General features: G+C 31.9%; 16 protein-coding genes and 1 pseudogene. 4 read left to right on the top strand and 13 right to left on the bottom strand.

Annotated elements, in window-relative coordinates; genetic code table 11:
- Positions 1-67 precede the first annotated feature (67 nt).
- From P3L44_RS10125 to P3L44_RS10100, 6 genes and pseudogenes are all read right to left on the bottom strand, one after another.
- Entirely contained in the window at positions 68-313 is a 246-nt protein-coding gene (locus P3L44_RS10125; RefSeq protein WP_316928236.1) for a zonular occludens toxin domain-containing protein, read from the bottom strand.
- Positions 314-1,995: 1,682 nt separating this feature from the next.
- A complete protein-coding gene (locus tag P3L44_RS10120) occupies positions 1,996-2,445 on the bottom strand; it encodes a hypothetical protein (protein ID WP_316928235.1) in 450 nt (149 codons plus the stop codon).
- Between the two features lie 248 nt (positions 2,446-2,693).
- Positions 2,694-2,924, bottom strand: coding sequence for a major coat protein (locus P3L44_RS10115; protein ID WP_272662360.1), 231 nt, complete (start codon positions 2,922-2,924; stop codon positions 2,694-2,696).
- Between the two features lie 249 nt (positions 2,925-3,173).
- Positions 3,174-3,442: pseudogene (locus P3L44_RS10110) on the bottom strand (single-stranded DNA-binding protein).
- A gap of 50 nt (positions 3,443-3,492) precedes the next feature.
- Complete coding sequence (locus P3L44_RS10105) at positions 3,493-3,792, bottom strand: phage/plasmid replication protein (protein ID WP_316928234.1); 300 nt, start codon at positions 3,790-3,792, stop codon at positions 3,493-3,495.
- A gap of 86 nt (positions 3,793-3,878) precedes the next feature.
- Positions 3,879-4,544, bottom strand: coding sequence for a phage/plasmid replication protein (locus tag P3L44_RS10100; protein ID WP_316928281.1), 666 nt, complete (start codon positions 4,542-4,544; stop codon positions 3,879-3,881).
- 528 nt (positions 4,545-5,072) lie between these two features.
- Here P3L44_RS10100 and P3L44_RS10095 point away from each other — a divergent pair.
- The 3 genes from P3L44_RS10095 (at position 5,073) to P3L44_RS10085 (ending at position 6,247) form a co-directional block, all read left to right on the top strand.
- Positions 5,073-5,414, top strand: a complete 342-nt coding sequence (locus tag P3L44_RS10095) for a hypothetical protein (RefSeq protein WP_272662354.1) — start codon at positions 5,073-5,075, stop codon at positions 5,412-5,414.
- A 29-nt stretch (positions 5,415-5,443) separates the two neighbouring features.
- Positions 5,444-5,830, top strand: a complete 387-nt coding sequence (locus P3L44_RS10090) for a hypothetical protein (protein WP_272662353.1) — start codon at positions 5,444-5,446, stop codon at positions 5,828-5,830.
- A gap of 126 nt (positions 5,831-5,956) precedes the next feature.
- Positions 5,957-6,247 (top strand): hypothetical protein, encoded by a 291-nt coding sequence (locus tag P3L44_RS10085; protein WP_316928233.1) that lies wholly within the window; start codon positions 5,957-5,959, stop codon positions 6,245-6,247.
- A 466-nt stretch (positions 6,248-6,713) separates the two neighbouring features.
- Here the strand turns inward: P3L44_RS10085 and P3L44_RS10080 are convergent, their stop codons facing one another.
- Positions 6,714-6,905, bottom strand: coding sequence for a hypothetical protein (locus P3L44_RS10080; RefSeq protein WP_272662367.1), 192 nt, complete (start codon positions 6,903-6,905; stop codon positions 6,714-6,716).
- Between the two features lie 43 nt (positions 6,906-6,948).
- Here P3L44_RS10080 and P3L44_RS10075 point away from each other — a divergent pair, with 43 nt between their 5' ends.
- Positions 6,949-7,182, top strand: coding sequence for a HigA family addiction module antitoxin (locus tag P3L44_RS10075; RefSeq protein ID WP_272662366.1), 234 nt, complete (start codon positions 6,949-6,951; stop codon positions 7,180-7,182).
- Between the two features lie 363 nt (positions 7,183-7,545).
- Here P3L44_RS10075 and P3L44_RS10070 read toward each other — a convergent pair whose 3' ends face one another.
- From P3L44_RS10070 to P3L44_RS10045, 6 genes are all read right to left on the bottom strand, one after another.
- Positions 7,546-8,577: a secretin N-terminal domain-containing protein gene (locus P3L44_RS10070; protein ID WP_316928232.1), complete on the bottom strand. Its 1,032-nt coding sequence runs from the start codon at positions 8,575-8,577 to the stop codon at positions 7,546-7,548.
- On the bottom strand, positions 8,561-8,869 hold the full coding sequence (locus P3L44_RS10065; RefSeq protein ID WP_316928231.1) for a hypothetical protein: 309 nt from the start codon (positions 8,867-8,869) through the stop codon (positions 8,561-8,563). Before P3L44_RS10065 ends, P3L44_RS10070 begins: the two co-directional genes overlap by 17 nt.
- Positions 8,850-9,881: a zonular occludens toxin domain-containing protein gene (locus tag P3L44_RS10060; RefSeq protein WP_272662364.1), complete on the bottom strand. Its 1,032-nt coding sequence runs from the start codon at positions 9,879-9,881 to the stop codon at positions 8,850-8,852. Before P3L44_RS10060 ends, P3L44_RS10065 begins: the two co-directional genes overlap by 20 nt.
- A gap of 210 nt (positions 9,882-10,091) precedes the next feature.
- Complete coding sequence (locus P3L44_RS10055) at positions 10,092-10,430, bottom strand: hypothetical protein (RefSeq protein WP_272662363.1); 339 nt, start codon at positions 10,428-10,430, stop codon at positions 10,092-10,094.
- A gap of 12 nt (positions 10,431-10,442) precedes the next feature.
- Positions 10,443-12,107, bottom strand: a complete 1,665-nt coding sequence (locus P3L44_RS10050) for a hypothetical protein (RefSeq protein ID WP_272662361.1) — start codon at positions 12,105-12,107, stop codon at positions 10,443-10,445.
- Between the two features lie 46 nt (positions 12,108-12,153).
- Positions 12,154-12,384 carry a major coat protein gene (locus tag P3L44_RS10045; protein ID WP_272662360.1) on the bottom strand — a complete coding sequence of 77 codons (231 nt, stop codon included), beginning with the start codon at positions 12,382-12,384 and terminating at the stop codon, positions 12,154-12,156.
- Positions 12,385-12,420: the final 36 nt, after the last annotated feature.

Genomic DNA, 12,420 nt, shown 5'->3' with positions numbered 1-12,420 from the left:
CCTATACGGCAATAAACAACATGCTCCGCAAACATCAAACGAGATTGTTTATCAACAACATGTAGATTTAGACAAGAAAAATAAACATCCATCCTAATTTTCTAGCATGAGCTATCCAATTAATTAAATCCTGTCTATTTTTATCAGCCCATGACCTAGAGTTAAACCACGTTCCACACTCATCAAGAACGAGAAGACCATTTAAAGATTCATCATAAGTAGAATTACCACGACCAATGCATTCTAAATCAAAAGAAGATGGCTTATCAGGAACACGAATTAAATTTACATTTTTAGCATAATAACCAAACATGCCAGTAAGTGAATATTAAGATTTGTAGCAACCTTTCTACCTTTCATAAGTAATCTTTTATCTTATAAACAGCAGATAAAGTTTTCCTGAACCTAATTTACCTGTCACAAAATAAACAGCCATATACCCCCCCACTAATAAACAAACATAAAATAAAAATAAACAGAAAGAATAGAGCTAACAAAAATAAATAATAAAATCACAGCTTTAAAAACGGCAGCGGCTATTGTGGAAAATTCAGAGTCGATTAAAGACAAGCCTTTAAAAAAGATAGATAAAAAAGAAGAAAAAAAGATGATTGGATTAATTTAATAAAAATTTCACTGACCATAATTAAAATGCTCCTAAAGCCATAGCTAAACGATGTTTTCCAAGAAAGAACAAGTGAAAGAACGTAATTAGAAACAATAATATAAATACATGTTTCGAAATTCTCAGGGATAAAAACAGATAAAGTATTAATAAAAGGGATATAAAGATATAGAGGTATAAATCCAATCAACAAGATTAGATATAAAACCACCAAAAGTATATTTGACAACAGCATAAGTAATAACAAAAACCAGCAATATTTTTATGATTTTGAAAAGAAATGAAGCAGCAACAAATATACGCCAAGCATTAAAAAGCCATGTGATAATTGCGGGAATCCAAGCTAAAGTAAAGGCATGATATTTACCGATTAATTTTTTGAAGGTTCTGGTTTTAATGCATTAATGGTACTGGTAAAAGAAAACCAAACCGTATAAAAAAAACAAAAACATAATAAAAAACCATCCTTATTTTTCAATAACAACACAATCAATGACCATTTCATAAGGAAAACCCTCGAATATATAAATAGGTTCACAAACCTTATATTAGGAAGAATGTCAAAAATAGAATTTGAAAACCTATCGATACCGAATAAACTTGTGAAAGTACCATAAGATTTAAAGTCACCACCAAAATTAATTTCAGATGAATTTACACCGCCATCAATTTTGTTAGCAATGTTAGAAAGCGTAAATCAGATGGCAAACCAGAAGTAAATCCTGATAACTGTTCAGAATATGTATTAGAAAAAGAATTAACAAAATTAGAATTAGCAGAAGAAGATTATTGAAGATATAACGAATACTCATGAGTATTTCTATAGCCCATTTCAGAAGAAAAAGCAGACTTATTATCTAATACAGGAGAAAAAGTAGAACCAAAATAGAATCAAAAGAACCAATCCATTCTTGATGTGTTTTTTCTTCAGGTCTCAAATAACGTTCAATTTTCGCAATGTTACCATCAATATTCTGCAATCTTCTATCCATAGATGTAGCTGAATCTTTAATAGAAGAAGTGTCAGAAGAAATACTATAAGTATTAGAAGATATATTGCTAGTGTTCTTTGAAATATTAGTTGTAATTATTACTAATAACATTACTATTCTTAGAAATATTATTAGTATTTTGATTGATAGATTTATTTTCGGATAAAATATTCTTTAAACACCGGAATACTCACCGTTACCGCCACCTTCATTGCCGCCACCTTCATTGCCGCCACCTTCATTGCCGCCACTTTCATTACCGCCGCCTCATTACCGCCGCCTTCACAGCCATTAGGGTCAGTACAACCTCCCCACCTTGACCATAAATATAACTATCACTTGAAGATAAATCAGCAGCACCGATAGGAGCCCAGTCAGCTAAAACACGATAAGGATTTTCAAATTTAAAAATTGAATCACCAACATCGGTATACTCACAGCCATTATCAGCATTCTGAAAGAAATAATTTTACCATCAAAAGAAGGAAATGCAGAAGTATTATAAAGAGTCGGCTGGCTTTCACAGTACTTATCCATAGAACCGCCCTCTATAGAGGGGCAACCAGAAGTTTTATCTAAATTATTACGTGAATAAACTTTTTCTTGAGGACAAAAAAAAGCACGATAAGTAACAATAAATTTAACTGAATTAACTTTGTCTTTATAAGTGTATTCACTCTTATCCTCGACCCAATCAACAATACATTTAAATTTATTGTCATATTTAACAGATAAAGCAGGAGGAATAGAACCAGGAATCCTAGTAGGTAAAGTAATTAAATCCTCTGTACGCTTGCGAGTACTAATGCTATTAAAAAGTCCCATCATAACATTGAGAGGCTCTATAAGATTCCTGTGGATAATCAACTGACATAGTCATAGACCAATAACCATATCTGGATCAAAAGGAGAAACAGAGTAATTAACAGCTTCGGATGTTGTGCCCCAAGTTACGTTATATTCTTTTATAACCGAAAGAGAAGAAAAAGGAGGTAAGTAAAAGAAAATAAAGTAAATATTTAAATTTCATGAAAACCTCTAAAATAGAAGTGGGGCAAGAGCCCCACAATAAAAAATTAAACTTTTGATGTGCCTTTTTTAAATAACTTAACTGCAATCCAACCAGTTGCAACTAAAGCAATAACAGGCCAAAGAAGATTAAGCATTTCTGTGGCAGTTGAACCGATGCCAGTAATTGCATCTTTTGCCGCTTGAGGAATAGCCGAATCACCATCAGCAGCAAAAACAGAAGGAGATAATGAAAGAACAGAAAGAGTTATTAAAGAGTACTTCAGTTTTTTTAACATAAAAATTACCTTATACAATTTCACGAGTTAATCGGTCGAAATAACCGAATAGAAAACCAGAAGCAAAACCTGAAGTAACCAAAACCGAACATAAAGAAATTAATTCAACCATAATTACCTCGGAGCAGTTAAGCGACCAGCAATAAATGACAATAAAAAAAGAACAAAAGAGAGTGAAACGTAAATAAAATCTATTAATTCAATAATGAACTGTTGTTCAAGCATCACTCTCTCCTTAAAATAGAGAAATCATTTATTAATAGGTATCAATATGATTTTACCAACTCTAATTTTTTGAAAATCACCTACATATAAACTAGATTCATGTAATTCATATAATCCAGCAGGATAAGGTGATTGACCTGAGTCTAAATTGAATTTAAATAACTGTGGATAATCGCCACCAAGAAAAATAATGCAGACTGCTCATTTATTGTAAATGGTTTACCATCACGCTTGGATACTCCAGAGCGGCTATCTACAATTGCTTGGTTAGGTTTTATTTCAATTTTTATCATTATACAATCCTATTAATTTTAAAAAAAACATTATATTGACAACATACTAATTATGCAGCGTAAAGGAATCTTGGCTTATAATACCAATCAGGAACGATACAGTCAGATATTAAAACTTCTCTTCTATTTTTAACAAAAACAGGGCTAAATTTTGAAATGTCACAACGCTGTGCAATATCAATTCCAATTTTTCGGAGTCTAGCTCTATGTGTTTTAACTTGAGATTTATTGAAGTCAAATGAATGACCGTGCATCCATTGAATTGCATACATTGCAGTGGTATTTGCAGAGCGAGTGGTTTCTACAACCCCTTCATTAACAAGATGCTCACTAATAGTGTCAAAATCCATAGCAGTCACCGACAGTTTATTATCTAAATTAATAAATTCATTATGAAGTGTTTTTAATACACTATAGTCACTTAATCCCCAGTAGTTTAATTTTTTTTTTGCAAAAATCGGGATTTCAACTTTTGTTCAAATCTAACCACGCCATTTTTTTTACAATAATCTATAACTTTATTTAAATAATTTAATTCTTGTGAGTTTTCACCAAATTTGTTTTTTATCTTAGATAAAGAATGAAGAATTAGTTCATTTCCCTTATTGTAAACAGTTGGATAAATTAAATGTGCATTTCCTTGTTTTGAGAGCCAATCTACTGACTTTCCATTACTATGTAATCTAGGCAAGCTATTACGATAAGAAAGAGTAGATAACCCTGAAATATAATGGTCTTCATTATCTTCACCAACAGAACGATTTGATGTTATATGCAATTCTTTAATTATTGCACCATCAGAAATAACTCTAACCTTTTCATTGTCTTTAGTTTGCAAGTGAAATCGACGAGTACATTTAGTAAAAACTGGTAATCCTAAGCTGGTAAGAACATGATTATAAACAGTAACGCAAGAATCGATCGTTTCTAATCCAAATAAATTATCTAACCTTCCCCATTTTGATGGGTTGCCGGATACTTTTAATAATGAACCTCTTATAGAGATCGATAATTGGTCACAAAAAGATCCTTTATGTGAAAATGTAGGTTGGCTCAAAGATGATGCTTCCCCACTATCAATGAATTCTTTGATAAGCAACATCACTAAGAATCGGCAATTGAATGCCGAAATCTTGCTCTATTGTTAACCAATCAAAGAACATAAAGCACCTTTTGAACTAATGAACTCATGAACACAGTGAAAATAATATAACACTATTTAACTCATGAGTTCAATACCTCATTAATGAAATGAGTTCATGAGGTATATAATGAAAAACTTAATAAGGTAATGAGGTCATGTCATGTCTAAAAGAGCCACTTATAACGTAACAGAGAGTAGGAAAATCAAGCTAGAAAGGCTGGCAATAAATGCTAGTGTAAAGCTTGAAAGAACAGTCACATGGACGGAGCTTCTAACATATAAATTGATAATCATTCAAAAGAATTATCAGAAGATTTCATTGAAAATGAAATTGCGAAAAAAAGAAATTGATAAACTAAAGTAGTAGTAGAGATAAAAATCACCCTAAGCAAAACATAAAAGTACGGGAAACCATACTAAAGTTCGGGTGTCACTGAACCCCGAACCGCTTTGCGGTATACATTAACATCAAAAAAGGAGTATAAAATGCTTAATTCATTCTATAGTGCTAATGGTTTATATGAACACCTACGAGCTTTTTACATGGATTCCTTCCCGCATGCGAGAGAATACAAGTGTATATTTTTTCTGAATTTTTTATTGCGTAGCGAAAAATGTAGCGGAATATTACACGATGAAGATGGAAAGTTAGTCTTTATAGAAAAAGAACGCCACTGGATAAATGCATATTTTAATGACCCTGAATTTTTAGCCACAATTGCAGAGGATAGTAATGCCTTTAATCATTGGCTACTCGAGGAAGGTTATATTAGAGGTGGGGTTGCTACTAAATTATTGGTTAACTCAACATCACTATATAAACCATAACTAATTGATTAAAATGGAAATAATCAGATATGAAAAATAATGAATTTGACGTTAATAGGGTGTACGGAATTATTAAATCATATTATGTTGATAAAATGCCACACCCAACTGATTTCTCAGCTATTGATGCAATTAATATCTTCATTAAGAGATATTTCAATAGTGATTCTTACTTAGAAAAAATAGATAATGAAACATACAAATACCACGGTGTAACTGAAATGCCCACAGATGATTGGGACGCATTAGTTTATATGTATACTCAAAGAGAAATAGATTTTTTTCAAAATGAAAAGAATATATTAGACTTAGTTTCAGACGTCATTGAGCTGCAGAAATGGTTAGTATCTGAAAATTATATTTCAAAGGATGGTGTGATAAAAGGAAAAATGGTAGACAATTTAAATTTAGTTTAAAAATAAGTGTGCTGAAAATCATTACATTAAATATTTAAATTTTTATTTCAAAATAATAAAAGCTGACAAGAGGTTATTAACCCATAAAATTAAAACTATTGAAATGAAAAATATAAAGGATAAGAAATGAGTAATAGAAAAATAAAAAAAGAAAAGAACATACTGAAAGACGTAAGGATAAAAATACCAGAAAATTCAACGCACTATGCGCTATTTAACCTTAAATTAAAATCATATATATCAATAGAGTATATGATAACTTGTGAAGAGGATGTAAAGTACACTAATGACCTAAATAAAGCCTATATAACTGAGGAGATATGTGATGGAGTTATGGATATTATAGAATTAGATATAGAAAAAAAAGATGATGAATTATATTCATTATGTTTCAACCAGTTATTGGAACAATATTAGGGGTAATAGTAGACTCAAGTGAATTAAAGGAAATCAACGACATAACAGATAATAAGGTTGGTAATTTGGCTATTGCCATGATAACAAAACAAATAAACCAATTAGAAAGAATTGAAGCGCTACAAGAAAAATTAACATGACATTTTTGTAATGAACTATTAATTTAATGTAAATGTGGTTTTTTATCATAAACTAATGGTTTTGCAATGAAATAAATTATTTATATTAATTGGAGAAATAAAATGGAACTAAGTAAAGGAATTTTATTAATTTTCGGACTAATTATTGTATGTGCTTATTTGGGAATATATAAGAAATAAAATGGGTTCGCATAATGCGCTCTATGTCTAAAGACGAACCTTCCCGATTGCGGTAAACCCCAACCCCATTCTACCGCAATCGCTCAGAACCCTTTTTAACATAGCGACATATCTATTATGCGAACCTAAACGTAAAATGAGGCATTCTAGTGTACTGAGTGGAATCGTGTTGGCTTATCGTCTGGTTTCCGACGTGCTTTTTTACGTAAAATCATATCTAACTCAGATTTTTGATTCGCTAACGCTGCCTCCCTAGATAACGGCAAGTCGTTTAACTTTGCACTAACCAGCAATGTAGATAAAAATAACTTATTATGTTTTATGCGTTTTCTTTTCATTTCCCAATCCTGTTATTATGCCTATCAAATGGAGAGCTACACAATGCAAATGCATAACCCGCCACACGTTGGCGAACTCATCAATGAAGCCTTAATGGAATCTAATATTGACCTCGCCACATTTGCCAACATGTTGAATGCTGAACTGTCTTTTACTCAACAACTCGTTAATGGTCAAATAAAAATTAATATCGAACTGGCTGAAAAACTATCATCAATACTTGGAAGCTCAACAAAATTTTGGTTGAATATTCAAAGTAATTACAACGACTTTTAATTCTGTCTTTTGGGGGAAGCTTGAATAAGTTGCTATAACTTTCTTTTGTCTTCGACCATCAAACAATTTTATTGTTGAAAGTTATATCAAAAAATGGTCTAACAGGAGGCGCAAGCGCGGTTCCTAGCTACTTGATAAGTCCCCTCGTTTTATCGGCGAATAAAAGATTGCATAACATGATGCTAATGAGTGTCGCCTTACATGCCCTAAAGGGCATCAAAATTGATAACATTCAAGATGAAATATAGTATTAATATGGTCAATTCGTTTTAAAGGTAGCATACCGTCCGCTCACGCAGACAGCACGCCACCTTTAAAACGACAATTAACAATATAAGATAAATAATTTTAATCTTATATATTTCAAATAGATGAAATCACTCGGGCGCGAATAAGTATATACATCGTATTTTCTGTTTCTGATTCAGAGGTAGAATCAAACATCCAACCAATAAGAGGTATAGAAGAAGCTCCAGGTGTGGAATCTTTTTGATTTATAGCGTTATGCTGAATTAACCCACCAATTAATAAAGTATCTCCATCTTTTAACTGCACAGTTGTTTTTATTGTCCTCTCATTCAATATGATATCTGATGCTGATGTAATATTTGAAATAGACCCTGAATTAGACGAAATATCAAGCATGATTGAGCCATCACCAAGAACGACAGGAGTCACTTTTAAATTAACGCCAACATCACGCCTAGAAATTGTTTGAAAAGGATTTTTAGCATCAACGCCCTGTCCTACCAACTTACCTGTAACAATAGGAACGTTCTGTCCTGAAGAGATATATCCTTCAGAACCAGATAACGTAAGAATTCGAGGAACAGAAAGAATTTTAGAATCTTGCTCACCTTCAACGGCAGTTAATGCAAGCGAAAGAATATTACCAGAAAAAATGCCAAACGCCCCACCTTTTGAAGTTAGCGTGTCGGTTAATGAAGAGGTGTTTATACCCCCTGCTATTTTTGAATCAGTACGTTTGCCAGCCGCAAATGAAAAATCAAAAGAACTTCCCTTGCCAACTTCAAACATTATCGCCTCGATAAGAACTTGGCTGTTTCTAACATCAATATCATGAATAAACGACTCAATATTATCAAAGTTTCCTTTTACTGATGTCACTATTAGCGAATTTGATGCAGTATCCAATACAACGGAAGAACCTGACGTTGGTAATGATTTCAAAAAAATATCAACTACTGGCAATGCTGATTTTGCTGTGATTTTATTAAATTTAAACAACTTAGTGTCTAATTCTAACAGTTTGGGTGTAGCTGCTATTGGGTAATCAAGTAAAGTATCAAAAGATGACCCATCATGTTGATTATTCTGATTCCATTCATCTTGAACGATTTCAGAATCGTTAGATAGCTTAGTTAGATAAATCAATTGATGGATTGGGTTTTATTATTAATGGATTACCACTGATTACTTCATAACCTCTTGAAGCCATTACTGAAAGAAAAAAGGAGTCCAAATTTGAAGCGTCGATATCTGAATTATATATTGTGATTCGGTCATCAAATTTAGCAGGTAAAATAACGCCTTTTCCAGATAATTGAGCATACCAGTTTACGAAGTCTGCAATAGGGGCATTGCTCATCTCAATGGTTTGAGATAAAGATAACGAGCTAAATAACAAAGTAAAAGAGATGATGATTTTATTTGCAAGTGATTTCATAAATAACCCCCTTTTCTATCAAACTAGCCTTACATGGCGAGACAGACGAGATTTCAATACCTGATTTTTGTAAATCGGAACTTGAAAATAATTTATTATCAGATGAAAATGTATAGCGGTAATTATTCCCATGTTTAAAATATGATTCTATTTTTAAATTACTTAAGCTATTTTGAAGATTAGTATCTTTTTGACTAAAGTATTTACTATAAAAATATTGAGAAACTAAACAGATAGCAATACCTAAAAGAATAAGATAAAGCCTTTTTGAACGCTTAAAATATATTTTTGTTAATCTCATAATAAAAGATAATCCAAATTTAACCTTAGATCCTGAATAATAACTAGGCGGAAGAAGAGAATAAGCCCCATGATTATAAAAATCAGAAAATTGCTGTTTAGTATCATAAGCCGCATACAAAGGAGACCCCTGATAAATCCACTTATCAACAGTTAGAGAAGTAGGAGAATCACCATATTTAACAATCGATACGTGTATTTTTGGTAAAGAAAAAGCGCCAAAGGTAATAAGTTTAAGAATGCCATGTATAAAGGGAAGTCTTAATCTATCCAACCTACGGCAATAAACAACATGCTCCGCAAACATCAAACGAGATTGTTTATCAACAACATGTAGATTTTGAACAAGAAAAATAACATCCCATCCTAATTTTCTAGCATGAGCTATCCAATTAATTAAATCCTGTCTATTTTTATCAGCCCATGACCTAGAGTTAAACCACGTTCCACACTCATCAAGAACGAGAAGACCATTTAAAGATTCATCATAAGTAGAATTACCACGACCAATGCATTCTAAATCAAAAGAAGATGGCTTATCAGGAACACGAATTAAATTTACATTTTTAGCATAATAACCAAACATGCCAGTAAGTGAAATATTAAGATTTGTAGCAACCTTTCTACCTTTCATAAGGTAATCTTTTATCTTATAAACAGCAGATAAAGTTTTTCCTGAACCTAATTTACCTGTCACAAAATAAACAGCCATATACCCCCCACTAATAAACAAACATAAAATAAAAATAAACAGAAAGAATAGAGCTAACAAAAATAAATAATAAAATCACAGCTTTAAAAACGGCAGCGGCTATTGTGGAAAATTCAGAGTCGATTAAAGACAAGCCTTTAAAAAAGATAGATAAAATAAGAAGAAAAAAAGATGATTGGATTAATTTAATAAAAATTTCACTGACCATAATTAAAATGCTCCTAAAGCCATAGCTAAACGATGTTTCCAAGAAAGAACAAGTGAAAGAACGTAATTAGAAACAATAATATAAATACATGTTTCGAAATTCTCAGGGATAAAAACAGATAAAGTATTAATAAAAGGTGATATATAAGATATAGAGGTATAAATCCAATCAACAAGATTAGATATAAAACCACCAAAAGTATATTTGACAACAGCATAAGTAATAACAAAACCAGCAATATATTTTATGATTTTGAAAAGAAATGAAGCAGCAACAAATATACGCCAAGCATTAAAAAGCCATGTGATAATTGCGGGAATCCAAGCTAAAAGTAAAGGCATGATATTTACCGATTAATTTTTTGAAGGTTCTGGTTTTAATGCATTAATGGTACTGGTAAAAGAAAACCAAACCGTATAAAAAAACAAAACATAATAAAAAACCATCCTTATTTTTTCAATAACAACACAATCAATGACCATTTCATAAGGAAAACCCTCGAATATATAAATAGGTTCACAAACCTTATATTTAGGAAGAATGTCAAAAATAGAATTTGAAAACCTATCGATACCGAATAAACTTGTGAAAGTACCATAAGATTTAAAGTCACCACCAAAATTAATTTCAGATGAATTTACACCGCCATCAATTTTGTTAGCAATGTTAGAAAGCTGTAAATCAGATGGCAAACCAGAAGTAAATCCTGATAACTGTTCAGAATATGTATTAGAAAAAGAATTAACAAAATTAGAATTAGCAGAAGAAGATGCTATTGAAGAATATAACGAATACTCATGAGTATTTCTATAGCCCATTTCAGAAGAAAAAGCAGACTTATTATCTAATACAGGAGAAAAAGTAGAACCAAAAATAGAATCAAAAGAACCAATCCATTCTTGATGTGTTTTTTCTTCAGGTCTCAAATAACGTTCAATTTTCGCAATGTTACCATCAATATTCTGCAATCTTCTATCCATAGATGTAGCTGAATCTTTAATAGAAGAAGTGTCAGAAGAAATACTATAAGTATTAGAAGATATATTGCTAGTGTTCTTTGAAATATTAGTTGTATTATTACTAATAACATTACTATTCTTAGAAATATTATTAGTATTTTGATTGATAGATTTATTTTCGGATAAAATATTCTTTAAAACACCGGAATACTCACCGTTACCGCCACCTTCATTGCCGCCACCTTCATTGCCGCCACCTTCATTGCCGCCACTTTCATTACCGCCGCCTTCATTACCGCCGCCTTCACAGCCATTAGGGTCAGTACAACCTCCCTCACCTTGACCATAAATATAACTATCACTTGAAGATAAATCAGCAGCACCGATAGGAGCCCAGTCAGCTAAAACACGATAAGGATTTTCAAATTTAAAAATTGAATCACCAACATCGGTATACTCACAGCCATTATCAGCATTCTGAAAGAAATAATTTTTACCATCAAAAGAAGGAAATGCAACAGAAGTATTATAAAGAGTCGGCTGGCTTTCACAGTACTTATCCATAGAACCGCCCTCTATAGATGGGCAACCAGAAGTTTTATCTAAATTATTACGTGAATAAACTTTTTCTTGAGGACAAAAAAAAGCACGATAAGTAACAATAAATTTAACTGAATTAACTTTGTCTTTATAAGTGTATTCACTCTTATCCTCGACCCAATCAACAATACATTTAAATTTATTGTCATATTTAACAGATAAAGCAGGAGGAATAGAACCAGGAATCCTAGTAGGTAAAGTAATTAAATCCTCTGTACGCTTGCGAGTACTAATGCTATTAAAAGATGTCCCATCATAACATTGAGAGGCTCTATAAGATTCCTGTGGATAATCAACTGACATAGTCATAGACCAATAACCAGTATCTGGATCAAAAGGAGAAACAGAGTAATTAACAGCTTCGGATGTTGTGCCCCAAGTTACGTTATATTCTTTTATAACCGAAAGAGAAGAAAAAGAGGTAAGTAAAAGAAAATAAAGTAAATATTTAAATTTCATGAAAACCTCTAAAATAGAAGTGGGGCAAGAGCCCCACAATAAAAAATTAAACTTTTGATGTGCCTTTTTTAAATAACTTAACTGCAATCCAACCAGTTGCAACTAAAGCAATAACAGGCCAAAGAAGATTAAGCATTTCTGTGGCAGTTGAACCGATGCCAGTAATTGCATCTTTTGCCGCTTGAGGAATAGCCGAATCACCATCAGCAGCAAAAACAGAAGGAGATAATGAAAGAACAGAAAGAGTTATTAAAGAGTACTTCAGTTTTTTTAACATAAAAATTACCTTATACAATTTCACGAGTTAATCGGT

Origin of the sequence: Providencia sp. PROV175 (assembly GCF_032707045.1) — a bacterium.
Taxonomy (GTDB): Bacteria; Pseudomonadota; Gammaproteobacteria; order Enterobacterales; family Enterobacteriaceae; genus Providencia; species Providencia hangzhouensis.
The sequence above is the reverse complement of the archived record's forward strand: the minus strand, read 5'-3'. Positions and strand labels throughout refer to the sequence as shown.

What these genes read in the sequence shown, in the direction of transcription:
- P3L44_RS10125 (WP_316928236.1), bottom strand. Translation starts at nt 313, where the DNA reads ATGTTTGGTTATTATGCTAAAAATGTAAATTTAATTCGTGTTCCTGAT.
- P3L44_RS10120 (WP_316928235.1), bottom strand. Translation starts at nt 2,445, where the DNA reads ATGATGGGACTTTTTAATAGCATTAGTACTCGCAAGCGTACAGAGGAT.
- P3L44_RS10115 (WP_272662360.1), bottom strand. Translation starts at nt 2,924, where the DNA reads ATGTTAAAAAAACTGAAGTACTCTTTAATAACTCTTTCTGTTCTTTCA.
- P3L44_RS10105 (WP_316928234.1), bottom strand. Translation starts at nt 3,792, where the DNA reads ATGGATTTTGACACTATTAGTGAGCATCTTGTTAATGAAGGGGTTGTA.
- P3L44_RS10100 (WP_316928281.1), bottom strand. Translation starts at nt 4,544, where the DNA reads ATGTTGCTTATCAAAGAATTCATTGATAGTGGGGAAGCATCATCTTTG.
- P3L44_RS10095 (WP_272662354.1), top strand. Translation starts at nt 5,073, where the DNA reads ATGCTTAATTCATTCTATAGTGCTAATGGTTTATATGAACACCTACGA.
- P3L44_RS10090 (WP_272662353.1), top strand. Translation starts at nt 5,444, where the DNA reads ATGAAAAATAATGAATTTGACGTTAATAGGGTGTACGGAATTATTAAA.
- P3L44_RS10085 (WP_316928233.1), top strand. Translation starts at nt 5,957, where the DNA reads ATGAGTAATAGAAAAATAAAAAAAGAAAAGAACATACTGAAAGACGTA.
- P3L44_RS10080 (WP_272662367.1), bottom strand. Translation starts at nt 6,905, where the DNA reads ATGAAAAGAAAACGCATAAAACATAATAAGTTATTTTTATCTACATTG.
- P3L44_RS10075 (WP_272662366.1), top strand. Translation starts at nt 6,949, where the DNA reads ATGCAAATGCATAACCCGCCACACGTTGGCGAACTCATCAATGAAGCC.
- P3L44_RS10065 (WP_316928231.1), bottom strand. Translation starts at nt 8,869, where the DNA reads ATGAAATCACTTGCAAATAAAATCATCATCTCTTTTACTTTGTTATTT.
- P3L44_RS10060 (WP_272662364.1), bottom strand. Translation starts at nt 9,881, where the DNA reads ATGGCTGTTTATTTTGTGACAGGTAAATTAGGTTCAGGAAAAACTTTA.
- P3L44_RS10055 (WP_272662363.1), bottom strand. Translation starts at nt 10,430, where the DNA reads ATGCCTTTACTTTTAGCTTGGATTCCCGCAATTATCACATGGCTTTTT.
- P3L44_RS10050 (WP_272662361.1), bottom strand. Translation starts at nt 12,107, where the DNA reads ATGAAATTTAAATATTTACTTTATTTTCTTTTACTTACCTCTTTTTCT.
- P3L44_RS10045 (WP_272662360.1), bottom strand. Translation starts at nt 12,384, where the DNA reads ATGTTAAAAAAACTGAAGTACTCTTTAATAACTCTTTCTGTTCTTTCA.